General features: G+C 43.8%; 26 protein-coding genes and 1 pseudogene. 8 read left to right on the forward strand and 19 right to left on the reverse strand.

Annotated elements, in window-relative coordinates; genetic code table 11:
- Nucleotides 1-47: 47 nt before the first annotated feature.
- The 3 genes from ABWW58_RS09140 to ABWW58_RS09150 all read right to left on the reverse strand — a co-directional run bounded on the left by ABWW58_RS09140 (nt 48) and on the right by ABWW58_RS09150 (nt 2,123).
- Nucleotides 48-833, reverse strand: a complete 786-nt coding sequence (locus ABWW58_RS09140; protein WP_353868840.1) for an MBL fold metallo-hydrolase — start codon at nt 831-833, stop codon at nt 48-50.
- Nucleotides 834-944: 111 nt separating this feature from the next.
- Entirely contained in the window at nt 945-1,445 is a 501-nt protein-coding gene (locus ABWW58_RS09145) for a GNAT family N-acetyltransferase (protein ID WP_353868841.1), read from the reverse strand.
- Between the two features lie 15 nt (nt 1,446-1,460).
- The gene (locus ABWW58_RS09150; RefSeq protein WP_353868842.1) at nt 1,461-2,123 is read right to left on the reverse strand and encodes a Type 1 glutamine amidotransferase-like domain-containing protein; all 663 of its coding nucleotides are present in this window, start codon (nt 2,121-2,123) and stop codon (nt 1,461-1,463) included.
- 184 nt (nt 2,124-2,307) lie between these two features.
- Between ABWW58_RS09150 and ABWW58_RS09155 the strand changes: the two genes are divergently transcribed.
- Entirely contained in the window at nt 2,308-2,949 is a 642-nt protein-coding gene (locus ABWW58_RS09155; RefSeq protein WP_353868843.1) for a copper homeostasis protein CutC, read from the forward strand.
- A 3-nt stretch (nt 2,950-2,952) separates the two neighbouring features.
- On the opposite strand, the gene ABWW58_RS09160 is transcribed toward ABWW58_RS09155, so the two are convergent.
- Nucleotides 2,953-3,627 carry a dipeptidase gene (locus tag ABWW58_RS09160; protein ID WP_353868844.1) on the reverse strand — a complete coding sequence of 225 codons (675 nt, stop codon included), beginning with the start codon at nt 3,625-3,627 and terminating at the stop codon, nt 2,953-2,955.
- 402 nt (nt 3,628-4,029) lie between these two features.
- On the opposite strand from ABWW58_RS09160, the gene ABWW58_RS09165 reads away from it, so the two are divergent.
- Both ABWW58_RS09165 and ABWW58_RS09170 read left to right on the forward strand, forming a co-directional pair.
- A complete protein-coding gene (locus ABWW58_RS09165; RefSeq protein WP_353868845.1) occupies nt 4,030-5,388 on the forward strand; it encodes a ferredoxin reductase family protein in 1,359 nt (452 codons plus the stop codon).
- Nucleotides 5,389-5,402: 14 nt separating this feature from the next.
- Nucleotides 5,403-6,371, forward strand: coding sequence for a cytochrome b5 domain-containing protein (locus ABWW58_RS09170; protein WP_353868846.1), 969 nt, complete (start codon nt 5,403-5,405; stop codon nt 6,369-6,371).
- A 135-nt stretch (nt 6,372-6,506) separates the two neighbouring features.
- On the opposite strand, the gene ABWW58_RS09175 is transcribed toward ABWW58_RS09170, so the two are convergent.
- A complete protein-coding gene (locus tag ABWW58_RS09175; RefSeq protein WP_353869077.1) occupies nt 6,507-8,054 on the reverse strand; it encodes a C39 family peptidase in 1,548 nt (515 codons plus the stop codon).
- A 452-nt stretch (nt 8,055-8,506) separates the two neighbouring features.
- Between ABWW58_RS09175 and ABWW58_RS09180 the strand changes: the two genes are divergently transcribed.
- The 3 genes from ABWW58_RS09180 (at nt 8,507) to ABWW58_RS09190 (ending at nt 10,655) form a co-directional block, all read left to right on the forward strand.
- Complete coding sequence (locus tag ABWW58_RS09180; protein WP_353868847.1) at nt 8,507-9,115, forward strand: cupin domain-containing protein; 609 nt, start codon at nt 8,507-8,509, stop codon at nt 9,113-9,115.
- Nucleotides 9,116-9,225: 110 nt separating this feature from the next.
- Nucleotides 9,226-9,882, forward strand: a complete 657-nt coding sequence (locus ABWW58_RS09185) for an ABC transporter ATP-binding protein (RefSeq protein ID WP_353868848.1) — start codon at nt 9,226-9,228, stop codon at nt 9,880-9,882.
- Nucleotides 9,879-10,655: an ABC transporter permease gene (locus tag ABWW58_RS09190; protein WP_353868849.1), complete on the forward strand. Its 777-nt coding sequence runs from the start codon at nt 9,879-9,881 to the stop codon at nt 10,653-10,655. Before ABWW58_RS09185 ends, ABWW58_RS09190 begins: the two co-directional genes overlap by 4 nt.
- A 39-nt stretch (nt 10,656-10,694) precedes the next feature.
- On the opposite strand, the gene ABWW58_RS09195 is transcribed toward ABWW58_RS09190, so the two are convergent.
- The 3 genes and pseudogenes from ABWW58_RS09195 to ABWW58_RS09205 form a co-directional block, all read right to left on the reverse strand.
- The gene (locus ABWW58_RS09195) at nt 10,695-11,273 is read right to left on the reverse strand and encodes a VOC family protein (RefSeq protein ID WP_353869078.1); all 579 of its coding nucleotides are present in this window, start codon (nt 11,271-11,273) and stop codon (nt 10,695-10,697) included.
- Nucleotides 11,259-11,581, reverse strand: a pseudogene (locus ABWW58_RS09200) (VOC family protein); the annotation flags it as partial. The pseudogene ABWW58_RS09200 and the gene ABWW58_RS09195, both read right to left, overlap by 15 nt.
- 19 nt (nt 11,582-11,600) lie before the next feature.
- Complete coding sequence (locus ABWW58_RS09205; RefSeq protein WP_353868850.1) at nt 11,601-11,987, reverse strand: iron chaperone; 387 nt, start codon at nt 11,985-11,987, stop codon at nt 11,601-11,603.
- A gap of 210 nt (nt 11,988-12,197) precedes the next feature.
- Between ABWW58_RS09205 and ABWW58_RS09210 the strand changes: the two genes are divergently transcribed.
- Nucleotides 12,198-12,485: a hypothetical protein gene (locus ABWW58_RS09210; protein ID WP_353868851.1), complete on the forward strand. Its 288-nt coding sequence runs from the start codon at nt 12,198-12,200 to the stop codon at nt 12,483-12,485.
- A gap of 20 nt (nt 12,486-12,505) precedes the next feature.
- The gene (locus ABWW58_RS09215; RefSeq protein ID WP_353868852.1) at nt 12,506-13,216 is read left to right on the forward strand and encodes an HD-GYP domain-containing protein; all 711 of its coding nucleotides are present in this window, start codon (nt 12,506-12,508) and stop codon (nt 13,214-13,216) included.
- Between the two features lie 203 nt (nt 13,217-13,419).
- Here ABWW58_RS09215 and ABWW58_RS09220 read toward each other — a convergent pair whose 3' ends face one another.
- The 11 genes from ABWW58_RS09220 to ABWW58_RS09270 all read right to left on the reverse strand — a co-directional run bounded on the left by ABWW58_RS09220 (nt 13,420) and on the right by ABWW58_RS09270 (nt 25,357).
- Nucleotides 13,420-13,656: a transposase zinc-binding domain-containing protein gene (locus ABWW58_RS09220; protein ID WP_353868853.1), complete on the reverse strand. Its 237-nt coding sequence runs from the start codon at nt 13,654-13,656 to the stop codon at nt 13,420-13,422.
- Nucleotides 13,657-13,840: 184 nt separating this feature from the next.
- A complete protein-coding gene (locus tag ABWW58_RS09225) occupies nt 13,841-14,422 on the reverse strand; it encodes a GNAT family N-acetyltransferase (protein ID WP_353868854.1) in 582 nt (193 codons plus the stop codon).
- Between the two features lie 606 nt (nt 14,423-15,028).
- A complete protein-coding gene (gene pgmB / locus ABWW58_RS09230) occupies nt 15,029-15,712 on the reverse strand; it encodes a beta-phosphoglucomutase (protein WP_353868855.1) in 684 nt (227 codons plus the stop codon).
- Between the two features lie 17 nt (nt 15,713-15,729).
- Nucleotides 15,730-16,761, reverse strand: a complete 1,032-nt coding sequence (locus ABWW58_RS09235; protein WP_353868856.1) for an aldose epimerase family protein — start codon at nt 16,759-16,761, stop codon at nt 15,730-15,732.
- A 46-nt stretch (nt 16,762-16,807) separates the two neighbouring features.
- Nucleotides 16,808-19,078 carry a glycoside hydrolase family 65 protein gene (locus ABWW58_RS09240; protein ID WP_353868857.1) on the reverse strand — a complete coding sequence of 757 codons (2,271 nt, stop codon included), beginning with the start codon at nt 19,076-19,078 and terminating at the stop codon, nt 16,808-16,810.
- Between the two features lie 111 nt (nt 19,079-19,189).
- Entirely contained in the window at nt 19,190-20,482 is a 1,293-nt protein-coding gene (locus ABWW58_RS09245; protein WP_445783428.1) for an SLC45 family MFS transporter, read from the reverse strand.
- A gap of 273 nt (nt 20,483-20,755) precedes the next feature.
- Nucleotides 20,756-21,745: a LacI family DNA-binding transcriptional regulator gene (locus tag ABWW58_RS09250; RefSeq protein ID WP_353868859.1), complete on the reverse strand. Its 990-nt coding sequence runs from the start codon at nt 21,743-21,745 to the stop codon at nt 20,756-20,758.
- Between the two features lie 411 nt (nt 21,746-22,156).
- Nucleotides 22,157-22,957 carry an ABC transporter ATP-binding protein gene (locus ABWW58_RS09255; RefSeq protein WP_353868860.1) on the reverse strand — a complete coding sequence of 267 codons (801 nt, stop codon included), beginning with the start codon at nt 22,955-22,957 and terminating at the stop codon, nt 22,157-22,159.
- A gap of 14 nt (nt 22,958-22,971) precedes the next feature.
- The gene (locus ABWW58_RS09260) at nt 22,972-23,976 is read right to left on the reverse strand and encodes a threonine ammonia-lyase (RefSeq protein WP_353868861.1); all 1,005 of its coding nucleotides are present in this window, start codon (nt 23,974-23,976) and stop codon (nt 22,972-22,974) included.
- 35 nt (nt 23,977-24,011) lie between these two features.
- Nucleotides 24,012-25,046, reverse strand: coding sequence for a ketol-acid reductoisomerase (gene ilvC / locus ABWW58_RS09265; protein ID WP_353868862.1), 1,035 nt, complete (start codon nt 25,044-25,046; stop codon nt 24,012-24,014).
- Between the two features lie 53 nt (nt 25,047-25,099).
- Nucleotides 25,100-25,357, reverse strand: coding sequence for an ACT domain-containing protein (locus tag ABWW58_RS09270; protein WP_353868863.1), 258 nt, complete (start codon nt 25,355-25,357; stop codon nt 25,100-25,102).
- Nucleotide 25,358 lies beyond the last annotated feature (1 nt).

Below are 25,358 nucleotides of genomic sequence, written 5' to 3' on the forward strand. Positions count from 1 at the left end.
GAAGGATGGTTTTGATGCGCAGTAGAGGTGGAGTGCAGTAACTTAAATTAGAATTGGACACTCAACCTTTTAAAGTGATGCGTACCGGCACCAAATCGAACCAAGTCATGATTAATTAGGTATTCAGCATCTTCCCCGGCTTCATACAAAATGGAAGAATCCAGTCCAAGTTCATTATGTCCGCCGAAGACCTTCGAAACTTCTTTTTCCAGACGAGCTACTTTCTTAAAAGATTTAACCAGGTCAGCGGGATTGGTTGAAGGGTAAAAGGCATAAATCGGTGTTTCCGTGTAAATTAAATCACCAGAGAAGAGGTAACCGGTTGACTCATCATAAAAACAGACATGACCAGGCGAGTGCCCAGGTGTATCAATGATCTTAATTTTTCGTTCACCAAGTTCAAAAATATCATTATCTTGAAACAGTCCGCTCGGCTTTCCTTTAAAGGGATAATAGGTTTCGGGATGTACTGATGGAGGGATCGGTTTTGTTATATCCTTAAAAACGCCACTACGAATTTGCTGAATTGATAAGCCCGGAATACCATTTTCTAACCAGCTTTTTTCTTTCTTATGTACAAAATGTTTTTTGAACGATCCATGGCCTCCAATATGATCCCAGTGAACATGAGTGGTCAACACGATGACCGGTAATTCAGTCAGTTGTTCGACTACATGGTGCAGATCACCAATGCCAATTCCTGTATCAATCAGCGCTGCCTGCTCACGACCAATTAAAAGATAGGAGTGAACACGCTCCCAATGCACGTATTCGCTGATTGCATACGTATGCGCATCAATCTTTTCAACTGTAAACCAGTCGCTATTTGACATACTATCGCTCCCCATTCTCATTAATGAGATTCTTATTTCGAAGCAGTGTCCGTCAATGATTTGTCAGAGGTATTGTAACCACTTTTACTATAAACGAGCTTATACCTATAGCTAATAAACATAACGTATTTCAGTCAGTTGTTTCCCGCCAATAGCCAATTGCTCCTTCGTTCCATCAAACGTAAAACCACATTTTTCATAAAATTTTCTCGCTCTTTTATTTTCTTCGAACACCCAAAGAGTGACGGATCGAAAAGATTGATCTTTTAATCGCTTGATTGCGTGATTCATTAGCTTTCTTCCATAACCCTTTTCCCAAACAGCAGCAATACAATAAATCGTGCTGATTTCCGCAACATCGCCAGACACCTCTTTATCTCGCGACTTACCGATTGATATCATGCCAACAGGCTGATCACTTAAATAGGCACTATAGAATTCATGCTGGCTGATGGGAATTACTTTTTTGAAGAAAGCTGCCCGCGCCTCAGGAGTTAGCTGATCAAGAACCATTTGCGGAACAATCCCCTGATACGCTTGTTTCCATGATGTCGCATGCACATACCCCAGATCATCAGAATGATTCAATGTGGCTTTTATGATTTCAAACAAGTAATCGCTCGCCTTTCATTCAAAATAATGAACCTTTCCTATCGTGGCTACTTTTCCATCGACAACGATCAACGCACCCTCATCCTCCATCGCATAAACCGGACGCCCGGTTTCCCTTATAGAACGGTTGATACAATCGAGCTGCACTTGTGTCGACTTAAAATGCACTTCAAGATCAAAAGAATGAATCAAACCGAGTCCTTTAAAGTATCCGAAAGATTCATAGTCTTCGTCAGGCGTAATATGGTAATCACTCATTTGAATCATTGCTCCGGCACTGAATCCCATAACGACACCACGATGTTGTTGAATTATTTTCTTTAAATCAAATTCGATGATCCGCTCCATCATTTTATCGGGTAATCCACCAGGAAAGTAGAGGATATCCGCTTCTTCTATTTTTTGCTTCGCTTCTGTCTTTGTATCGCTGAAATAGTTAACCCAACTGATTGACTGTTCATCGATCCCATAAGATAAAAACGGTTCAACAATTTGAGAATAATAGTATCCTTGGTCTTTTCCATAGGCCGCCTGCCATGATCTCTCTGAATCAATGAATTGCTCTTGAAACGAAAAGGGAATTACGGTCACTTTGTCATCTGGATGAATGTATTTTCTGAACGTGTCAAAACACCATGGGTCATTAATTTGAGAGTGGTTGAATAAAATATTGATCATTTCACATCACCCTTCCTTATAGGCAGTTTCGCTACTAAGGACCGGAACTTCGACATTAATCTCTCAGTAGCGTTTCTCCGAGTTTGACACAAAATCGAACCAATCGCTATCCACAATATCATTATTTTATATGAAACATGACGCTCTCATTCATGGTACTCTATAAAAGAACGAGGTGCATCTGGTGCTCATAAAAGAGTTTTGTGCAGAAAATTTCACGCAAATTCCGAATGCCATCGATCATGGCGCAAATCGAGTTGAACTTTGCGATAATCTGGCTGTTGGCGGAACCACCGTTAGTTATGGCGTGATGGCGCATTCCATTCAGTACTGCCACTCCCGAAAAGTACGGGTCATGGTGATGATTCGCCCACGCGGTGGGAACTTCACTTATTACGACGATGAAATCCGGATGATGTGCTCGGACATCGATCAGGCGCAGCAGTTGGGTGCCGACGGCGTTGTCTTCGGCTGCCTGACTGGGCAAAATCACCTGGACGAACCCGCCACGCGTACGTTGATCGAAGCTGCCGGTAATCTGGACAGTACGTTCCACATGGCTTTCGACCAACTAGATCATGATGCGCAGCTCAGCGCTATTGATTGGCTGGCTGACCATCGTGTAAAACGTATTCTGACCCACGGAGGATTAATAGGCGAATCAATTGAAGGACATTTTGATCATTTGCGGCAACTCATTCAGTATGCGGACAACCGATTGATCCTTTTGCCCGGCGGAGGCATCTCCACAGAAAATGTTTCTGAAGTAGCAGAAAAGCTATCAATTCAAGAAGTGCATGGTACCAAAGTCGTGCCGCTCGCCTAGCAATTATTTAAGAATTTTCTTATACAGGTTCAAGAAATTACCGCCAATAATCAAACCGATTTCATCGTCGCTGTATCTGCGGCGAATCAATTCTTCCGTAAAAAAATGACTGACGTCAATAATCATATTCAGCTTCTCCGCTTCTTTAACCAGTTGGACGCCGAACTCCGTCAAACCGCCTTGCCGACCCTCGTCCACAGCATGAAAATGACTTCCGTCGGCAGCAAAATTCCGCCTGCTCCAGGTCAAACCGACAAATCGAACGCCTAATTTATAAAAAATCTGTAAGAGTCCGAGATCGTTCGTTAATGGATCCACACCTTCAAGAGAAAGCAAGATTGCGAGTTTTTGATTGGCGCGTGCATCCAAAATGTCATCGTAGGTCGTACACAATTGGATTTTATCCGGAGATTCCTCAATCTCCGAGTAAAGCGCGCTCACCTGATCTAGAGCCATTTTCAGCCCCATTTCCGGCAAGTACTTACTCGAAATAAAAAGCGAGCAGACCAGTGCACTGACACCGCCCGCACGAAGGATCGGCAAAAATTCTGACTCAATCACTTTTCGATAACCAAGCTTCCGCCGCAAATCTACTTCCATCAAGAGATCAAAATGAGCATCAAGCGCAATGTACTGCTCATGCAGTCGTTTTGCATGGTCCTTCACAGATTCCGTCACACTTAATTCCTCCCCGCAAATCGTTCGTATGTTAGAAAAAAATCACCCTCAAATCTTGAGGATGAATTCGATTTGGATCATTATACCACGTAAGAATGCTGACTCTGAGTGAAGAAGGCCAACTTGTGAACTTCATGGGTGCTAAAGTACCGTGCTTCCGAAAACACCGTTTACGATTACGTCTTCAATGGTTGCCCACTCCATGAGCTGATGCTGATCAATCCTTTCATTATTATATTCTGTGCAACTTCTCATCTATCTTTAAAGATTTTTTCATTTAATAATTATTATAATTATTATTGTAATCTATCAAACCTTCTTTCTAAAGGCTTTAATGTTTGTTAGAAACGAAACAATATAATTAAAGCTCATTGCATTCTTCTGCACTGGAGGACAAAGGACATGTTAAAACTAATGAGAGCGATGATTTTGCTTATCTATTTTTTGAGCCCTCTCCCGGCAATTTGGATCGTCTATGCAGCGAATCCGCCGGCCTATCAAACACTAAGAGATTTATTACCTATGGTCCTTGGATCCATCGCCTACACATGGCTGCTGGCTGAGCTTGTCATCAGCGCTCGTCCCAAATTTATTGAACGATTCTTTGGGTTGAATCATTTCTACCAATTTCATGGTGCCGCCGCAATTGTGGCGATCACGCTCTCGATGCTCCACAAACAGCTCGAGGAGGCCATATGGTCCGGTTATCTGCATACGGTACGTCAATTTGGCGACCTGGCGCTCACACTATTCCTTGTTCTCGCTGGTCTCTCACTGATTTTCATGACCGGTTTCATTACTCGGCGAATTAGGATTCTCGGGTTTATTCGACATTGGCTTGAAAAAAAGCGTATTCTTGATTTTAAATATAATGTATGGATTCACAATGCTAACGTCGTCGCAATTATTTTAGTTTTCCTTCACGTTTTCCTATTCAGTGCCTTTTACCGGCAAAACTTCTGGATATGCGGCGTTTATACCGTTTATTTTTTAATCGCCTTTGGCTGCTATCTATACCATAAAATAATTAAAATCAAGCTTGCAAAACGCCAGCCCTATACTCTTGTACAGATCGCAACTGAGTCGCCAAGTATCCATACTCTTGTTTTCAAACGCGAACGGGGTTATGTACCTCCATATAAAGCAGGTCAGTTTGTTTTTATCCGAATGCTTGATGGCGGTATTTCAGAAGAAGAACACCCTTTTTCTATTACTTCCAATCCAAATGATCGGCGTTATCTGTCTGTCACGGTCAAATCAATTGGAGACTACACATCTTCGATTCCAAAATTATCTCCGGGAACGCACGCGACAATTGAGGGACCTTACGGGATACTTGGGAACAGCGCATACCGCACCAAATCTGATCTCGTGCTCATCGCTGGAGGAATTGGCATTACACCTATGCTCAGCATATTAAAAGACTTAAGCTATAGAAACAGAAAGCGGCGCGTTATTCTTTTTTGGAACGTTCCGAATAAAAGAGATCTGATATCCCAAAATTTATTTGCTTCTTTAACCGAACAAATGCCTAACTTCACATTTGTTCCTATTTTATCAAGAGAAGCAAATGATTATGGTGAAACCGGGCACCTGAATCGAGAAAAAATCATTCGTTATTTATCCGCCCATCACTATCGAATGAAACGTACACATTATATCATTTGCGGCCCTTCGAAAATGATGGATTCAGCTATTGAAACGTTACGTAGGCTGAATGTGCAAAAAAAGAAAATTCATTATGAAAATTTTTCGATGTAAAAGGAGCATTCCTAATGATGCTATTTAATAAAAAATATACAGTTTATATACTACTCACAGCCATGCTTTTATTAGCTGGCTGCGGAAATCTTGCCGCACAGCCACAGAACAAATCGGTGAACAAACCGCAATCAGGAAAACTCAGCTTAAATAAAAAGCATAAATTCACACTCACAGAATTAAGTAAATATAACGGGAGAAACGGACGTTCCGCCTACATCGCAGTTAAGGGAATGGTTTATGACGTGACCCACGCACCTGACTGGCATAACGGCAGTCACCATGGTGTTCAAGCCGGGCAGGATCTAACTGCGGCGATTGAGAGTGCGCCGCATGGGGCATCCGTTCTCGCGTCCGTTCCAATAGTTGGCTATTTGACGAAAGATAAGAACGCGGTGACAAAAACAAATAACAGCACAACGAATAGCAGTCAATCAAATTCCAGCAAGAATAATAGACGAACATTCACATTAGTTGAGCTGAAGAAATACAACGGACAAAATGGGCAGCCTGCTTATGTAGCCGTTAAAGGAAAAGTTTACGATGTAACCCACGCATCAGGCTGGCATAATGGGCGCCACCACGGTGTTCAAGCCGGGCAGGATCTAACTGCGGCGATTGAGAGCGCACCGCATGGGGCATCCGTTTTGTCCGCTGTCCCGGTCATTGGCTATCTGGCGAAAAATAAGAATGCTGTGATAAAGACAAATAACAGTACAAAGCAAAGCAGTCAATCAAATTCCAACCAGAGTAATAAGCGAACATTCACACTAGCCGAATTGAAAAAATATAATGGACAAAATGGGCAGCCTGCTTATGTAGCCGTTAAAGGAAAAGTTTACGATGTAACCCACGCATCAGGCTGGCATAATGGGCGCCACCACGGTGTTCAAGCCGGACAGGATCTAACTGCGGCGATTGAAAGTGCGCCGCATGGAACAACTGTGCTCTCTTCACTTACCCTTGTCGGTTATTTGAAATAATAATCTGCCCTTCATCTGAATCGAGACTTCTATGTTAGATCAAGTTGGGCTTGGGAAAAATAAATTATTGAAGAAAAACAAAACCCTCCTTTCTGAAAATGGGAGGGTTACGTACATTCGTGATGTACACCTGTTTTAATGACTATTATGTTTTTTGTTCAGTTCAATTTTAGCGACATAATTATTTCCTTCCGTGCCGAGCACATAAAAAGTCAGCGTCGCATGCTTTCCGTTTAGATCTGCTTCCAGCTTTTTAACATCGAGCGCAATGTTGCCGTCCGCTGTTTCATGCGTATAATAAAATTTCTTTTGCGCGTCTGTGTCGTATTTTTTTTCATTGGAAATGGTGTACGCGAGTGTACCCGATTTCTCGGTCAGCGGGCTGACATCCGCCGTGAAGCTCGTTGGAATATCGATTTTTTTCTTGCCGACATAAAGTGCGTATTCGTTTTCCTGTTTGGTTGGCATCAAAGACGCACGCACACGATTCGCTGCGGCATATCCTGCACCTTTTTCCTTGTCATGAACAATGTAAGCAACGCCGTTCGCCCATGCCTTTTGGAACTGATCGATCTTATATTTTCGAACAGCCGTATCATCGGATGGCGCGAATGAGTCGTTGACAATGACATAGTCCTGACCGTCAATCGTCTCAAATCCTCTGACAAGAATCAAATGACCAGGCGTTGTCCCGGGCGCGCTTTCCACATAAGGATAGCGTGTGTTGGTCGGATCATTTGTATATTTAACGCTGACTGCCGCCGGATATCCTTTGGCAATTTCCTTTTTCAACCCATCGATGTCGGTAAACACGGAATAGGATTTATAGCCATAGCTTCCGGCAAGCGCTGAGCTGAATGCCCAGTTGCCAAAGCCTTCGTAGTTATAATCATAATCACGATAAGCCGTTTCTTCGAGCAGTAGATTTTCTCCCATGCGATTCATCGCCATCGTAATCGTTGTCGGACTGCAGATCGAGCTTGCTATCTTAGGATCACGAATCATTTGCGAATAGGCAGGCGTTTCAATGTCTTTATTTAACGTGATGGTGCTCGGATGCTTGCTGGTCGAGTTCCAGCCCAGTTCGGTCGAAGCACCAAGCAGTCGAATGCTCGGTGCGACACGTGGATTGTCGCTGTGCAGGACCGCCTTAATCTGGAACTTGTCCGCCGTCTCGCCACGACTGCCGCGTACGGTAAATGTGTCAACATCCACATAAGCCGATGGATCGGACTTGTCCGAGACACTTGCCCGTCCAATGTTTGTGCCCCACTTGCCCCATGTGCGCCAAGTCGACCAGTCCTTCACTAACTGATCTTCGGCATTATAATGGCTGATCAGTGCGCGGACCTGGATCTCAACATAGGTGCCGGCAGGTGTATCGCTGTTCCACGAAGCAATCAGATACTCGAATGGATCCGTTGAAATTTCAGGAGATACGAATGTACCATCAGTCGCATATCTCCCCCGCGATTTTTTCAATGTGATTGCGCCGTCGCCCGGCCGTTGATGAATGATGACGTTCTGTCTTGTCCCCGCCGTAAAATTTTTCGCTGAACTGATGATGTACGTATGATCACTCTCTTTCTCGTAACCGGGTGCTTTAGCGTGCGCCGTATAGGACTGTGCAGGCGCACTCGCCAGCATGAAGGCAGCCACGAAAACCAAAGCCCCTCTAAGCATTTTTTTCAAGATGCTTCCTCCCAACCATTATTTGATAGATTCAAAAATAAAGCAATAGACAACCAACAATCTCTACCATAGCCCGTAAAAAAGAACGAGACTAGTGTCTCGTTCCCTATTTTCAGTAGATTTATATAATTCTAAACTTTTTAATAGAATCGGCATTGCATCACCTTTGTCACTCGGTTTATGTCTTCCTGGAGAGAATTATTAGGAATTTATTACCATGAAGAACGAGTGAGTTAACTAGAGCGTCGATTCGTACATTCGGAATGCACGTAGAGAGTGCCTGTTACGATGCCCCATGGAAGAGAGGTGCCCGCACGAATTCCATCAAGGGTCACCTAATAATTGTGGATCTTGCCCAAATGATTGAGCATCCCTCTGATCCGCACAATCTTTACATGCAGCGCATAAATTATTGCTATCAGCCTATGAAAGGATTGACCTAGATGTATCCTTATCAAACATGCTTTAGTCCTAATTTAAGAAATGCACCAAGAAACATCCTGTACAATGCTTGTCCCTACCCTTACTACGTAAACGGGCTGGGACTAACTACGTACTTTTCAAATCAGTATGTTCCTTTTCCTTATGGAGCGGGATATCAATCACGATCTGATGTATCACCGACTGCACTTAATCTGAAGGATTACGGACAGGAACCGTTTGTCGTTAATATTGAGCAGGCAGCGAAACAGAACACTGCTTATCGAAGAGCTTTATGGACGGGATCCCATTTGCAGCTTACCTTGATGAGTATCAATGTCGGCGAAGACATCGGTCTTGAAGTTCATCCTCACCTTGATCAGTTCATACGGATCGAAGATGGTCAAGGGCTTGTCGCAATGGGCGATCAACAAGATCAACTTAATTTTCAAAGACAAGTATACAAGGACTTTGCGTTCATTATTCCCGCTGGAAAATGGCACAACTTAATTAATACTGGTGATCGGCCAATCAAATTATATTCGATTTATGCACCGCCTCAGCATCCATATGGTACCGTGCAAGAAACAAAAGCCATTGCAGAAGCCGCAGGAAGATACATCAGCGACTAATTAGAGCATACCAGTCGAACATTGCATAAGCGCGCCGCATGAAAAAAGTTTAAAATGATAAGAGTGTTGACAAGCATTTATCTATTCTATAGAAACGGCGGTGCATCTCTGTGTCACTACTTGAATTTTCTCATGTGTTCTTCACCAACGACAATCAATCCATTCTTAGAGACATGTCTGTTAGCATTGATACGGGAGATTTTCTTTCGATTGTCGGTCCTTCGGGAAGTGGTAAAAGCACATTTCTCAAGCTTTGCTGCCATTTAATTAGTCCGACTGATGGAGTTATTTCATTTATGGGAAAGAATCTGAACGATTATAATCCGATGGAGTTAAGAATGCAGATTGCTTATTGCTTTCAAATGCCCTATTTATTTGGGGACCGAGTAAAAGAGAATCTTGAATTTCCTTTTGTGGTCAGAAATGTGTCCTTCGATCAAGAGAGAGTCGACGAACTCTTTTCCATCTTCCATATAGCAGGTGATTATTTACATAAAGAAGTGAAAAACCTTTCCGGAGGCGAAAAACAGCGGATTGCATTGATTCGCAGCCTGCTATTCAAGCCGGAAATTCTGCTTCTTGATGAAGTGACTTCTGCCCTAGATGCAGCAAATACCGAAATCGTTGAGCAGGCTGTAAAATCGCTCAATCAAAAGGGGACAACCATCCTGTGGATCACACATAACACGGAGCAAAGCAGGAAACATGCCAATAAGCTGCTCACTATTGAAAGTGGCGAGATTCGCACTTTGGAGGCGATCCAATGAACGGTTCAACAACCATCCATGTCACATCGCTGATGATCGCTTCATCACTGGTCTTTGTCACCCTTTTCTTCTCTTATTGGCAAAAGCTGAAGCTTGAAAAAGAAACCATCATTAGTGTGGTTCGTGCAGTCATCCAGCTCGTCGCAGTCGGATATGTCTTGAATTTTGTGTTCGGCTATAAAAACCCGGCATTTACAACCTTTTTGCTGCTGTTCATGACCTTTAATGCCTCCTACAATGCCGCGAAACGAGGACGAGCCATCAAAAGAGGTTTGTTGATCTCCTTTCTGTCTATCGCCGTCGGCACACTCCTGACGTTATTGATCCTGATTCTGTCCGGAATCATCCGATATGAACCGTATCAAATGATTCCGATCGGCGGCATGATCATCAGCAACTCGATGGTTGCGCTCGGGTTATGTTACAAACAAATGGCGTCCGATTTCAAAAACAAGCGAGAGGAAATTGAAACGAAGCTTGCGCTCGGCGCGGATACTCTTCTTTCATCCAAAGAAATCATCCGCGACTCGATAAAAACCGGGATGCTCCCGACCATTGATTCAGCAAAGACACTCGGCATTGTTTCACTTCCCGGAATGATGACCGGACTCATCCTTGCCGGAACATCACCGATGGAAGCAATCAAATACCAGATCATGGTTACCTTCATGCTGCTCTCGACAACAGCGATTTCTTCATTTATTTCCTGTTATCTGTCCTACCGTGGATTTTTTAATAACAGAAAACAGCTCGTTAATCGGCGTGAAAATTAAAAGCACGACACTTTTCCCATCGAAAAGTGTCGCGCTTTTTTACTGTATGTATGCTTGTTTCAAAGCAGCGATGTCTATTTTCTTCATTTGGAGCATCGCCTGCATCACGTTTTGCGATTTGACCAGATCGGAATCCTGCAGCAGTTCGCATAAAATGGTCGGGATGATTTGCCAGGATACACCGTATTGATCTTTAAGCCAGCCGCATTTCTGGACTGCGCCGCCCTCGGACAGCTTGTCCCACAAGGTGTCGACTTCTTCCTGAGTCTCGCAGTTTACAAAGAGAGAGATCGCTTCGTTGAAGGTAAACGCGTGATCCAATCCGCTGTCCATTGCCTTGAATTCCTGACCGGCAAGGTGAAACTGTGCATGCTGGACAGTTCCCGACATCTCCTCTGCGTCATGTCCATAACGCTCGATGTGCTCAATCGCCGAATTGTCGAAAAGGGAGATATAGTCATTCATTGCCAGTTCGGCTTTGCCATGCTGTTTGCCCACAAACATCAGCGACGGCGTGATTTTTTGCTTGCGATGTCCGAGATTAACTTGCCAAGACACGCCAAACTGATCTTGAATCCAACCGAATTTCTCGCTGAACAGATACGTGCCTAGCTCCATCAAGGCCGTTCCGCCTTCCGAGAGTTTCGCCCAATAGCTGTCCACTTCTTCGAGTGAATCACAATTCACGAAGAAAGAGATCGCAGGTGTGAAAGTGAAATGCGGACCGCCGTTCAACCTTCAAGTTGGAACGTCACGCTCATGACCTGCACCTTTTCTAAGGAATCCGGAGCTGCCTCACCATAGCGAGAAGTGTCTATGATCGTTGACTGGTTAAAAAGTGACGTGTAAAACTTCGCCGCCTTTTCTGCTTGATGATCAAACCATAGATAAGGCACTATTTTCTGCATGAAAATCCCTCCCGACATTATAATCGAAGCACGCGCCTCATTTCTTACGTTTTGCTTTGTTTTCCGCCTTCGTCATATTTTCATTAACCCGATAGGTAACGATACGGCGAATCAAATCGTAGGGAAGCGGCTCATCAATCGGAAATTGAATGGTTCCTTTTGAAGTTTTATAGCTCGTAACCTCACCTTGAAAAGCGGCTACCCCGCTCGCTCCTGGATAAAAGCCAATATGACTCGTGTATGCAGCAAAATGCACCAAATTTCCATGCAGTACGAAGGTTGGCATTTGATAGCTGATTTTCTCAGTTGCCTCCGGAGCGGCCTCGTGAATCACTTTTCTTAACGTTTGAAGCGTCTCCTGCACCGTGGCAGGAAACTGCGCAATGTATGCGTCGATCGTTTGCCAAGTTGTTTTCGTATCCATAGTTTGTCCTCCCTGAACGGTTATGTATTCTGTTCTTGTCATACCCGCATGAACACATAAGTATGCACTGGTGTTTTTAGGTAATCCATTTAATCTGCGTCCTCGTTAAGTCAGAACAATTTATGCAGTTTCCTGCTGTTTTTTTATTTCCTATTACGGAAAATTTGCTATATTATGAATAAACACTTCTCTCATATCTAAGAAAGGATCGTGCATGCCATTCTAAAAATAATTCACATCAAAGATAAGTTTCGTCATCAATCGATTATGATTATCGGCTATCTTCTATCATTCATAATTGCCGGCATAGTTTATTATACAGGCGGAACAGAGCGTGTTTTCACAAATTTTATGTACCTGCCTATCGCTATTGTTACCGCAACAAACGGCAAGAAAGCAGGCATCATTCATGCCGTATTCAGCGCCCTGCTCATTGGACCGTTCATGCCTTTGAATGAATCTCTGCATCTGAACCAGTCTCCTAAAACCGGGGCATAAGGTTAGTCCTATACATTTTTATGGCGCTCATTATCGGCGCATTCGCTGACTACCACAAGGCAGAATACCATCGAAATCTAAAAAAAGAACGAGCGCTTTGTGAAGCGCAAATGGCGACCATTTATTCACTTGTTAAATTACTGGAATCCAGAGATGCTAAATCCGTTTTTCATGTTGAACGCGTCTCATTGTTGTGCAAACTACTGTCAGAAAAGATGCAGCAGATAACAAGATACCAAAATAAAGTTAATGACGCATTTAGTGACAACCTTTATAAAACCGCTCCGCTGCATGACATTGGCAAGGTGGGGATCCCTGATCGCATTCTCTTGAAACCAGGTAAGCTGACGAATGATGAATTTGAAGTGATGAAGACTCACGCCGCGATTGGCGCGAATACACTATCCGAGGTTCATAATAAATATCCGGGAAATGACTTTTTAGAGTTCGGCATTGCCATCACTCGTTCCCATCATGAAAAATGGGACGGCAGCGGCTATCCAGACGGGCTGATCGGAGAAAAGATCCCGCTTGCCGCACGCATCGTTGCTCTCATTGATGTCTATGATGCCTTGCGATCTGAGCGCGTGTATAAATTGGCGTATTCACATGAAAAAGCCATTGAAATTATTAAGGAAAACCGAGGCAAACATTTCGATCCGGATCTAGTCGATGTTTTTGTTGCTCATGAGGATGAATTTAAAGCTGCTTTTGATCAATTTGGCAATTGAGCACTTGAAATAAATAACCGGAAATTTTCCGGTTATTTACATCATGGAGCTTGTTTCGTGGGTAAATAAGGGTAATTTTTCCGGTTATGCACTGCAAAAAGCTCCATTTCCACGTTTTTTGATTCGATAAGCGGAATTTCTCCGTCTATTTAAGCTATTTTTTCCTTCATTTTCTATTTAAGCGGAATCTTTCCGTCTATTTTTCAGATTCGACACCAGCCTGATCGCTCAATCATCCGTATATTTTTTCCGCATTTATGACAAAAGCAACTTTTGCAGGTAAAGCAGCCGAAGACGAGCATAGGGTTTTCTTCGCAGCCGAAGCATTCATACTTGGCATAGCCTAAATCACGCGTCTCGCATTTAATGGTTTTTTGAACCGTTTCCTTGATGTCTTTTCGATAGCGGAAACAAGTCGGAATGGAATTCCCAAAATCCATCAAAATGTTCTTTAAGAATACGCTTGATGACCCTACTGCTTCGTTTCGCCATATCCTGCTCCTTCAAAAGGTCTATAAATAGTTTCACGGCGTTATCCACAAGTCGAATTTTTATAATTTCCTAGACAAAAATAAAACGCATCCTAAGTCATGCGATTCAAGGAATGTCTACCAATTTCGGCTTTTAATAACTCATATACACGAGCGCGTTGATCCCGCTTTGCTTGCTATGCTTCTGTGGCACGCGCATCAGTTCCCGAAAGCCAAGCTTCCTATAAAGGCGAACAGCGGGTGTGTTGGTATCGGCAACCTCAAGCACATAGGAGTGGTACGATTCGACGTCTAAAATATGCCGAATGATTGCCGAGGCAACTCCTTTGCCGCGATGCCCCTCCGCAGTAGCGACAAACTCCACCGAGCCGCGGCCGGACTCGATCGGGAACGGGTACGGATGATTTTCAAATTCTTTTTTAAGCACCATTCCAGCAATTGTCCCCCTGATTATCCCCATGTGGCGGATGAGCTCCCGCGTCTTCAGGCGCACGCAAGGCGATTTTCCATCCGTGCAGGCGGTAATTCCCGCAATCTCACCGTCAAAAACGGCTACATAGAATTTTTCGAGCAGAAACATATGGGCAAAGGCTTGCGACAGTTTCTTCGGATCCTTGGAAAAGTACTGCAGCCATTGCATGAAACCGCCGACAAAAACATCACTGATCTGATTTCGAACAGACTCACCAAGTTCGTTCGCTTTTTTGACTTCCATGCTCGTTCCTCCGCTTAGTTAAGTTTCATTCCGAATTATCCCTTCACTGCTTACAATTTGGCTGTGTAGCCCTCTTTTTCCGCATGACCAAGCAAATATAAAAAAGCCGGACTCGTACGATTGGTATTTTTGTATGATGAGCAGTCACACCGTAATCCTCTGCCCGTTTTGTAATCATCAGTGCACCTTGGCCTTGCGTCTTTTTGCTTTCGCCATTAGTAAGCTCAATAATTGCATCCGTTTCAAGTATGCGTGAATTTCACCTCGCATAAAATTCGGATAACATAGGAAAAATTTTGATCATTAGATCGGTTTGAGAGATCCGATATGCTGGGCTTGCCGATTCTGGAGGTTCAAAGCAGCCCTAGGCACTGATTCATCTCGGTAATGAATTGCCGAGTTTTCTCAGGCTGGTCTCCTATATAAAAAATGTAAATAACTCTTTTATCGTTTACGTAGAAAAAACGAAAAAGTCTATTTCTTTGCACAGTTAGAAAAAGAACTGAAGCTGGATTTTATTTCCCAACTTCAGGAGTTCCGTTCATAAGCCCTTAATTTTAGATTTCTTGTTCCTTTTGACCAAATCTCTCACAGATGGCTCTGATTCTATTTGACCTTGACATTCAATTCGGATTCGATGCGCTTAAGTGTCAGTTCTTTCGTACTTGCCAAGTTGATATCGGCTGCGTGTAGTTCATCAGCATCACCAATGCCGATGGACGTTTCTCCAGCATCATTAATTGCTTGAATGCCTGCAGCGGCATCCTCAATGCCAATACATTCTTCAGGACGCAGATTCAGTTGTTCGGCACCGCGAATGAAAATTTCAGGGTTCGGCTTGCCCTTTTTTAAAGTAGTCGGATCGACGACCTCCGCAAAAAATCTGACCAGATTCAATTTTTTAAGAATAATTGGTGCATTTTTTGAGGCAGATGCCAAACAAATCTTATAATGATGAGCATCCAAATCTTCTAAGAAAGGTGTGATTTCTGGCAAAACATCCTCTTCGGTCATTCCTTTAATAAGTGTCAAATAATAGTCGTTTTTCTTAGTTGTGAGTTGATTTTTTTCACTCTCATTAAATGCATGTTCCTTATTGCCCGCCTTCAAAATCATCATCAATGAATCCATGCGACCGATCCCTTTCAGTCCATTTTCAAGGGATTTTGTCCAAGTCACACCGAGTTCATCAGCGAGCTCATGCCATGCTTTGCTGTGATACTTCGACGTATCAGCAATCACGCCGTCCAAATCAAATATAAATCCTTTAATCTTGCTAAAGTCTGCCAATTGAAGGACTCCTCTCTTTATTTAATAGTCTCATATTGGTAATGCACGGTATAGCGCTTCATTTGATTCGCTTTTAAGATGATATTGCCAAAATTCTGATGATGAATAGCGTCCGGAAGCGTCTGTGCTTCAATTGCCAGTCCATTATAGGGCAGGCTTGCTTCCGGATTACTGATCGCGTTAGGATTAGCTGTAAACATAACCACACCATTTCGATCAGACGTGACGGTTACTTGTCGTTGTGAATAACGATCGCGAAACACGACAGCAGGATGCTCATGATCGTACAGTTTAAATGCATCATCAAATTGATTTGCACTTGATTCCTGCTCTAACTTAGCTAAGGAAGATTTCAACAGCATAGGTTTAGAAAAATCAAATGCGGTCCCTCGGTTTTCAAGCAGCCTGCCGGTCGGAATCTTCTGATCATCGACTTCCACATGCTGCCGACTATTAATCTGAAGTTCATGATCCATAATGGTTGTCTGTGCATCACTTAAATTGAAATACACATGCGTCATCGGATTAAAGAGGGTATCTGCGTCGCTTTTTCCGCAAAATTCAATGGTGACCTTGTTCTGATTGTCCAAAGTATAAGCAATTCTTGCATCCATTGTTCCTGGAAAACCGTCATCTTGAGAACTGATCCTTCGTGTAAAGATAACCTTTACTGCACCTTTGTCCTGCTCCAAAACGGCATCCCAAAGATAGTTGAAAAACCCATTGCTCCCTCCGTGAATTAGATTTGTCCCCTCATTTGCCGGAACTTGATAATTCACCCCGGCAATGGAGAACTTCCCATCCTTAATACGTCCTCCTACTCGGCCAATTGAATGGCCTACATGGAAGGGGTTTGTCACGTAGGTGTGTAGATCATCAAATGCCAAAATAAGATTATGCCGATGGCCATCACGACCTGGAACCATAAATCCTCGCCAAGTAGCTCCGTAAGACATGCAAACAACCTGAACATGACGGTCATTTTCCAATGTGTATTGCTTGACCGGCCTGTCATTGATTGAGCCAATGGTCTTTTGTAAAATGTTCATGAACTACCCCCTCCCAGTACATTGCAAGGATTTGATCTTCTCCTGATTATGCTGATACTATTTTGAATTCAAGTTGAGTTGGCTGCCCATATACATAAACAGTGAGCGTTTGCCCCGTTACTAATGTCAGTTTCGTTCCCTCAGAACTAACATGTACCTGAATAATCCGACCGCGAAAATTGATTCGGAATTGATAGGCGTTCCAACTCTTTGGCAGGAACGGTGCAAAGTGCAAGCGATCCTCACGAACACGCATTCCCGCGAAGCCTTGGACAATGGCAAGCCAGCTCCCCGTCATAGAGGTAATGTGCAGGCCGTCCCCGGTATCGTTGTTGTAATTATCAAGATCGAGTCGCGAGGTGCGCTCATACATTTCAAGAGCCTTATCTTCCTCATGCAGATCGGCAGCGAGTATTGAATGGATTGACGCCGATAAGCTGGATTCGTGAACCGTTAATGGTTCATAGAAATCAAAATTGGCTCTCTTCTGTTCCGGTGTAAAGTCATCAATAAAGTCCCAAATTCCTTGAAGCACGTCGCCTTGTTTGATGTAGCACGAACGTAATATTTTATCCCATGACCAATGCTGGTTAATCGGCAATTGATCAGCTGGAAGGTCACGGACCGGGATTAACGCTTTATCGAGGAAGCCATCATCTTGAACAAAAATGCCAAGCTGCTTATCTTCAGGCAGATACATTTTATCGATGATTTCCTGCCACTGATTTTTTTCCGTTTGCGACACATTTAATTGAGCCGCTTGTTCAGGCGAAACTTCCTTCAGAATTTCAAGTGTGTATTTCAACGTCCACTTCGCGAGATAGTTGGTATACCAGTTGTTGTTCACATTATTTTGATATTCATCGGGACCGGTCACGCCATGCAGCATGTATTTATCGTTACGTTTTGAATAGTGCACCCGGTCTGCCCAGAAACGTGAAATTTCAGTTAAAACCTTGCTACCTTCATGCAACACGTAAGTTTTGTCACCTGTGTAACGCGTGTAATTATAAATACCAAAAGCAATATCGCCGTTTCGATGAATTTCTTCAAAAGTGATTTCCCATTCGTTATGGCATTCAATTCCGTTGAAGGTTACCATTGGGAACAACGCACCATTTAAGCCTTGCTGCTCGGCATTGATAAACGCGCCATCCAGTTGTTTGTAGCGGTACATGAGCAGGTTGCGCGTGACTGAAGCATCGGCCACACCCAAGTACATTGGAACAGCGAACGCCTCTGTATCCCAATACGTCGCGCCGCCATACTTTTCACCGGTAAAACCTTTAGGTCCGATGTTCAGGCGATCATCCTCCCCATAGTATGTGGAGAACAATTGAAACAGGTTGAACCGAATTCCCTGCTGTGCCGCATCGTCACCATCAATCACAACATCGGATTTCTCCCAGCGGCGCGCCCATACATTCTCATGAGCCGTTTGCAAATCTGTCAATGATGTATCAGCGACTTGAGCAGTCAGTTCATGCATCGCTTTAACTAAATTTGATTGGTCTTCAAAATCCCGTGACGTAAGGACAACAACACGCTTCTCAAAATATGCTGTATCTTGAGGTATAAGTTTTTTGTTGAACTGATTTTGAACCGCCATGTCTAGAGCATCCATTTTTTCAGGATTCAGATCCGTCTTGTTAACCATTTCATGACCAACGGTGAAACGCGGCGTCCCAAACGCATTCTCTTTTGTCCTTGTAAGGACCGTACCGCTCGTTTCACCTTGTGATTGATCGACAATTTCCCAGAATCGCTCGTCATAGTTTGCATCCTCATTCTTCACATCGGCATCAATTTGTGTGTTTACGGTCAAGGTGACATCCGTTGATCCGACATTATTAAATTGATATGCATCCACAAATAATTCCTTCTGAGCAGCACTGACGAAGCGGCTGATCGTTACTTTTAATTGGGCGCTGCCTTTTTCGACTATAAATTGACGATTGAGAATGGCGTGCTTCATGTCCAGACTCAGACTGAACTCATGAATCGAATCAACAGCTAAATCGATGGGTTCACCGTTGATCAGTATATTTGTCTTTATAAAATTCACGGCATTGATCACTTTACCGAAATACTTCGGATAGCCGTTCTTCCACCAGCCGACACGTGTCTTATCAGGAAACCAAACGCCTCCGATATAAATTCCAGGCAATGTGTCTCCACTATAGTTTTCCTCAAAAAATCCTCGCATGCCCATGTATCCGTTTCCAATACTGGTCATACTTTCTTGTAGTCTTTTATTCTCTCGATCTAGTTGATGACTAGTGACTTCCCAAGGATGAATTTCAAATATACGTTGCATGGCTAATACCCCACCTTTATTCGCTAGTATGAATGCAAACTTCATTATCAGATTAAATGCAACCGGTTGCATTGTCAAGAAAAAAATCCATCTAAATCATATCGCTATAACTTAATCAGCATAGGTTTCCTTTATAATTGAAACAGAAAACGCACCAATGACGAGCATGATACCTGAAAATAAAATCATCGCAGGCATGGATGATCCTAAGATCGGGAAGACGACAAAACTGATACAAGAAGCAACGATTTGCGGCAGACAAATGCTCCCATTAAATAGTCCAAGATACGTCCCCATATTTTTACCGGACAAGGCGTTCGTGAGAATCGTGAATGGGAAGGTCATCATCGCTGCCCAGGAAATACCTATTAAGGTGAAGGACGCGACCAACATCCACTGATCGTGAATGAAAAATACCGAGCCAAATCCAAGACCGCCAAGAGCAATACTTAGTGCATAAAATAATTTACGTTGATTATTTGAAATACGTGACAAAACAAGCGACCATAACACAGCTGCAAATGAATAGATTGCCGATAAGATTCCAAACCAGTTTCCTGCACTCTGATAAGCAGCACTCGATGCATCAACGGTATGCCAAACATTTTTGGCTACAGCTCCTGCACCATATGTCCACAAATACTGGAAGCCCATCCAACAAAAGAATTGCACGAGTGTAACCGTCCAGAACGCCTTTGGTGCATGCACAAGCAATTGAAACATACTTGACTTTTCATTAGCTGTTTCTTTTGAAATGTTGTGATACGTATTATATTCATCCGGTGAATATTCCTTAACTTTGAAAAGTGTAACCAAGCTGCAAATAATCAAAATGATTGCGCCTACATAAAACGAGATCACAACTGATTGCGGTACTACCCCTTTCGGTGCGCTATTCGATACGCCTAGTGTTGTTAAGACAAATGGGAAAATGCAGGCCAATACAGCACCACTATTTGAGAGAAAACTTTGAATGGAGTAAGCAAAGCCTTTTTGTTCTTCATTCACCATATCGCCAACGATCATTTTAAACGGCTGCATCGCAACGTTTGATGATAAATCCATAAATAAAATCGTTACAGCACCGAATGTAAGCGCCGTCAAAGAACCGAAACCAAAACCAAAGCTTCCGGAATTCGGCAACAGGCACATAACAATTACTGCAACCAGCGCGCCAATCAACAAATAAGGAAGACGACGTCCAAGTCTAGGCATCCACGTACGGTCGGAAAAATAACCGACCAATGGCTGGACAACCATACCTGCGAGAGGGGGCAGGATAAAGAAGAATCCGAGTCTGGTAGGATCTGCACCAATGGTTTGAAAAATTCGTCCCATATTGGAACTTTGCAAAGAAAAAGCCATCTGTACACCTAAGAATCCAAAGCTGATCATCCAAATCATACTGATTGGAAGATTCGGTAGAAGATGTGTTGCACTGTTGCTATTTTTATTTTGATAATTTTGTTCAACGACATGTTTCGATAGCTCAAGCATGATAAGTCCTCCCCTATTCAAATGAATTTAAAGCGTTTTCTTCAATGTATTTATTATGCAATAGTTTGCTTATTTTCGCAACCGTTTGCATTGATTATTTTTTTATTTTTCAAACGGTTACACAAACAATACCAAAAAAAGAGCTATTCATTCGAATAACTCCCAAATCTGTTCACGTTTTCAATATCCGTTTCGTTTAATGATTTTGTAAGGAATGATCATTTTTTCATAGGACTCATTTGATTCTTGATCCAGTTGCCTCATTAGCAATTGAGCAGCCGCAATTCCGAGTCGTTTCGGATATATCTGCACCGAGCTGATCTTCGGCTCAGCAAATTCAGCAAATAAAGAATCATTAAATCCCATCAATTCAATAGAGCGTTGCGATGCCACGCGTTGTAGCGACTTTTGCACTTGAAAGGCTAAAATGTCATCACTCGCCAAAATAGCAGTCAATTCCGGACACCGTTGAAGAAATTCTGCCAGTATTTCATCAATACTTTTCATGTCCACTTTCAACTCATATCCATCAAGATTCCTGCGACGTAACGCTTCTTGAAAGCCAAGGAGCCGATCAGTCTGAACCAATTGGTACCTGCTCGTGTACATATAGGCGATGTGATGATGTCCTTTACTGATTAAATACTCAGCAGCATCTAATCCCGCGCTGACATTATCGTTGTCTACATAGGGAATACTGTTTGCGTCACTATACGGTTTTCCGATGATTACGTACTTTACTTTTTTCTGCTGCAAGTATTTTCGTATTGGATCATCTTTTACAGAATACAACAAAATGAATTGCTGAATCCTACTGTTCTCGATCATCACTTTGATATTTTGCATCAGTTCTTTGTCCGTACTCCCCGAGGCTATGGTCAAAAAGAAATGCCTCAGCGTCAGTTCCTGGTTGATTCCTTCAATCAGCTCTATGTAGATGGGATTTTGATATAAATGATTCTTATCGACAGGGAAAACAATTCCAACTGAATTATTTTCATTTGTTGCTAAATTATGTGCGGAAAAATTAGGTATGTAGTCCATCTCTTTTGCAATCCGTTGCAACTTTTCTCTCGTTGTCAAACTTATGAGCGGACTATTACGAAGTGCACGCGAAGCCGTCGATGCGGATACACCTGCGCGTTTCGCCACATCACGAATGGTTACCATCCGAGCAACTCCTCCACCTTTATTTTTTTTCATTATAACATGTATGAATCCACCCCATACGCATTCATCAACTGCTCAATAAGGTTTCTTCCGAAAGATATTCCTCTTTCAGCATTTCAAAAATCTTTGTATCAAAATGTTTGTTATTATAGCAGATCACTTCACGTCGAATCACTTCATCATAACACAGCAAAAACAGCGGCAAGATGCCTTATCGGGGCATGTTTAACTCGTTTTTATCTTGAGCTTACATTCATGTTAATTCTCAAAAAATACAATGCCCCAAAGCAAATAGATTTTGTTGCAAAAAAACAAAAAAAGCTCTCCCAACTTCTCTTATCTGTTAATTGACAGGAGAGAAGCAGAAAAGCAAAGATTTATTATTGGAGTTTAAAAGAATGAAAAACAGAATTAAAATCTTGATTCCATAGCCGCATTTTCATTCAGCGCAACGGAAAGCCGTCTGCCTCGCCGCTGCACTGAAACGCGGTGATCATAGAATGCTGTCATGATTTCAGGCGTCATGACCTCGCCTGTAAGTCCGGATTTAAAGACGGTACCGGCTTTGAGCAAGAGTGTGTGTTCAAAGCACGGCAGCAGTTCTTCGACATGGTGCGTCACAAAAATCATAGACGGCGTCTCCGACGAATTTGCCAGTTCGGCAATCATCGACAACATCTGTTCTCTTGCGAACAGATCGAGCCCATTACATGGTTCATCCAGAATCAGCAGCTCTGGATCCGCCATTAACGCGCGGGCGATCAGCACTCGCTGCTTTTCGCCTTGTGACAAAAGTCCGAACGCTCGATTTTCGAATGATCCACAACCAAGTTTATTTAATAAGGCGTGTGCCTTTTCACGCTCGGCGGGCGACGTTTGCTCGTATAAACCAATTGAGGCAAACTTGCCGCTGAGCACAATCGCTTCCGGACGTTCGCCCGGTCTGAATTTCTCAGAGAGGGCTGAGCTGACCCATCCGATTTTCTTGCGCAATTCGCGCAGATCGCAGGTCCCGAATGGCCGATTCAATACAGAAAGTTCACCGCTCGTCGGCCAGAAATAGCCGTTGATCATTTTCAGCAAGGTCGTTTTCCCTGAACCGTTTAGCCCGACAAGCGACCAGTGTTCACCTGTGCGGACTTGCCAGTCCACGTTCTTGAGAACCGTGTGATCCGAACGCACCCAACTGATCTTTTGAGCATCAATGATCATACAGGTTCCACCTTTCAGAGATTGCAGACATTATTACTCACGCCAGAAGCCATTTGTTTGAGCCGTGCCAGCTCTTCCGTATCCGCGTTGCCGCCACTGACAATCAAACCGACGTGCTTTCCTTGCACAGGTATCGTTCCAGAAAGCACTGCTCCAAGCGCGGCAGCACCGGCACCTTCGACAAGCATCTTGCTGCGTTCGAGCATCAGAAGCATTGCCTGGGCAATTTCCGAATCCGTAACGGTTACCAGATCATCAAGATAATGTCTCAAAACAGGAACGGTACGCTCGCCTGGTTTATCGACGAGAATCCCTTCGGCTATACCTGGCGATTCATGGTTTGCCTGTTTCTTATCATGATGAAAAAGATTATACGCCGCTGGTGCATGATCCGATTGAACGCCGATAACACGTATGCTAGGCTTGACACTTTTTAAATAGCAGACCGTTCCGGCAGCAAGTCCCCCACCGCCTATTGGTACAAATACCGTGTCAAGCTCCGGACATTGAGCGAACATCTCTGCCGCGACTGTTCCCTGCCCGGCAATCACCTGGTTGTCGTCGAAGGCATGGACAAAAACAGATTGATTGGTCCGGCATTCGGTAAGCGCTGCTTCATAGGCTTCCTGATAGGATGCGCCGGTAAGCACAACCTCAGCGCCATAGGTAGCAGTCGCTTGGATTTTCGCCTGCGGGGTGCGCTCCGGCATAAAGATTTTTGCCAATGCACCACGTTTTGATGCTGCATAAGCAATCCCTTGGGCATGGTTGCCCGCAGATGCGGTCACAATACCGCGATTCAGTTCTTTTACTGGTAAATGAGCAATTTTATTAAACGCCCCACGGAGCTTAAATGATCCGGTCCGCTGCATATTCTCCAATTTCAAATGCAGATGTGCTCCACTGATTCGGTTCAAAGTTGCCGACTCAAGCATCGGTGTCCGATGAACAACAGGCGTTAATGTTTCGCGCGCCTCCGCGATATCCGCTGCTGACACATAATCCCCAATGGTCTTCACCCCTTCATCTGTTGCAATCAGATTGTACGAACGGTTTATTGTGCAACATTAGCCGTGATATCTTCGCTGTCCTGCTTGCCTTCTTTAACAAACGGCATCAGTTTGCGTAGCTCACGTCCAACGCGTTCGAGCTCCGAGTTGTTTTCTTTCTGCTGAAGAGCGTTGAACATCGGTCGGCCGACTTTGTTTTCAAGCACCCAATCGCGAGCAAATTTGCCAGATTGGATATTTTCCAGGACTTTTTTCATACGGGCTTTTACACTATCATCGATGACATAGCGACCGACGGTGAAATCGCCGAATTTGGAGGTGTCGGAGCAGGAATAGCGCATGCCGGTCAGACCGTTTTCATAGATCAGATCAGTGAGCATTTTCATCTCGTGACAGGTTTCAAAATAGGCATTTTCCGGTTGATAGCCTGCTTCAACGAGTGTCTCGAATGCAGCCTCGATCAAGTGAGTCAGACCGCCCATCAGCACCGCTTGTTCACCAAAAAGATCCGTCTCTGTTTCTTCCTTGAATGTGGTCTTCAGGACACCGGCACGAGCCGCGCCGAGACCTTTTGCCCAGGCAAGTGCGAGTTCCTCTGCTTCGCCGGACGGGTTCTGTTCAACAGCGTAGAAAGCCGGAACGCCGCCTCCGTTCAGATATTCACGGCGGCAGAAGTGGCCAGGACCTTTTGGAGCGACCATGAATACATCGACGTCTTTCGGCGGAAGGATCTGCGTGAAATGGATATTGAAACCATGCGAAAAGGCTAGTGCATTCCCTGGTTCAAGCCCTTCCTGAACTTCACTGTAATAGACCTCCGGCTGACGTTCGTCGGGGAGAAGCATCATCACTACATCGGCCGCAGCAGCAGCCTCCTTGACACTTTTTACTGGAAAGCCGTCTCGCTGAGCCTTGTCCCAAGACTTGCCCGGCCTCACGCCGACCGTGACTGAAAAACCGCTGTCGCGCAGATTCTGAGCCTGCGAGTGTCCTTGGGAACCGTAACCGAGAACTGCTATTTTCTTTCCACGCAATACATTTTCATTGATATCTTTGTCATAGTAAACTTTCGCTGTCATTTTCGTATCCCCTATCTATTTTTAATTTATTGCCAATAATGAAATATTTTTAACTAAACGTGTTCAGCCGCGTATCCATTTTCGCCGGATAGGGCGACTGAATACACATCAACCAATTTTTCTGCTTGCCTGACAAAACGATTCAGCTGACGCTCGCAATCCGCAGCCAGTGTCATCGCCATCTGAAACCGATCCCCTTCTCGCTCTGCGTGCAAATCAGCAACCGATAAATTACCGCGTGCAAGCAGCATGGTCACCCGCGTAAGCACATCAGGACTCGCAGCGGTTTCAACCATTACCGTCCGTTTCATT

This window comes from Sporolactobacillus caesalpiniae (assembly GCF_040513385.1).
In the GTDB taxonomy this organism is placed as follows: domain Bacteria; phylum Bacillota; class Bacilli; order Bacillales; family Sporolactobacillaceae; genus Sporolactobacillus.

What these genes read in the sequence shown, in the direction of transcription:
- ABWW58_RS09140 (WP_353868840.1), bottom strand. Translation starts at nt 833, where the DNA reads ATGTCAAATAGCGACTGGTTTACAGTTGAAAAGATTGATGCGCATACG.
- ABWW58_RS09150 (WP_353868842.1), bottom strand. Translation starts at nt 2,123, where the DNA reads ATGATCAATATTTTATTCAACCACTCTCAAATTAATGACCCATGGTGT.
- ABWW58_RS09165 (WP_353868845.1), top strand. Translation starts at nt 4,030, where the DNA reads ATGTTAAAACTAATGAGAGCGATGATTTTGCTTATCTATTTTTTGAGC.
- ABWW58_RS09170 (WP_353868846.1), top strand. Translation starts at nt 5,403, where the DNA reads ATGATGCTATTTAATAAAAAATATACAGTTTATATACTACTCACAGCC.
- ABWW58_RS09175 (WP_353869077.1), bottom strand. Translation starts at nt 8,054, where the DNA reads ATGCTTAGAGGGGCTTTGGTTTTCGTGGCTGCCTTCATGCTGGCGAGT.
- ABWW58_RS09180 (WP_353868847.1), top strand. Translation starts at nt 8,507, where the DNA reads ATGTATCCTTATCAAACATGCTTTAGTCCTAATTTAAGAAATGCACCA.
- ABWW58_RS09190 (WP_353868849.1), top strand. Translation starts at nt 9,879, where the DNA reads ATGAACGGTTCAACAACCATCCATGTCACATCGCTGATGATCGCTTCA.
- ABWW58_RS09195 (WP_353869078.1), bottom strand. Translation starts at nt 11,273, where the DNA reads ATGGAGCTAGGCACGTATCTGTTCAGCGAGAAATTCGGTTGGATTCAA.
- ABWW58_RS09205 (WP_353868850.1), bottom strand. Translation starts at nt 11,987, where the DNA reads ATGGATACGAAAACAACTTGGCAAACGATCGACGCATACATTGCGCAG.
- ABWW58_RS09215 (WP_353868852.1), top strand. Translation starts at nt 12,506, where the DNA reads ATGGCGCTCATTATCGGCGCATTCGCTGACTACCACAAGGCAGAATAC.
- ABWW58_RS09220 (WP_353868853.1), bottom strand. Translation starts at nt 13,656, where the DNA reads ATGGATTTTGGGAATTCCATTCCGACTTGTTTCCGCTATCGAAAAGAC.
- ABWW58_RS09225 (WP_353868854.1), bottom strand. Translation starts at nt 14,422, where the DNA reads ATGGAAGTCAAAAAAGCGAACGAACTTGGTGAGTCTGTTCGAAATCAG.
- ABWW58_RS09235 (WP_353868856.1), bottom strand. Translation starts at nt 16,761, where the DNA reads ATGAACATTTTACAAAAGACCATTGGCTCAATCAATGACAGGCCGGTC.
- ABWW58_RS09240 (WP_353868857.1), bottom strand. Translation starts at nt 19,078, where the DNA reads ATGCAACGTATATTTGAAATTCATCCTTGGGAAGTCACTAGTCATCAA.
- ABWW58_RS09245 (WP_445783428.1), bottom strand. Translation starts at nt 20,482, where the DNA reads ATGATTTGGATGATCAGCTTTGGATTCTTAGGTGTACAGATGGCTTTT.
- ABWW58_RS09250 (WP_353868859.1), bottom strand. Translation starts at nt 21,745, where the DNA reads ATGGTAACCATTCGTGATGTGGCGAAACGCGCAGGTGTATCCGCATCG.
- ABWW58_RS09255 (WP_353868860.1), bottom strand. Translation starts at nt 22,957, where the DNA reads ATGATCATTGATGCTCAAAAGATCAGTTGGGTGCGTTCGGATCACACG.
- ilvC (WP_353868862.1), bottom strand. Translation starts at nt 25,046, where the DNA reads ATGACAGCGAAAGTTTACTATGACAAAGATATCAATGAAAATGTATTG.
- ABWW58_RS09270 (WP_353868863.1), bottom strand. Translation starts at nt 25,357, where the DNA reads ATGAAACGGACGGTAATGGTTGAAACCGCTGCGAGTCCTGATGTGCTT.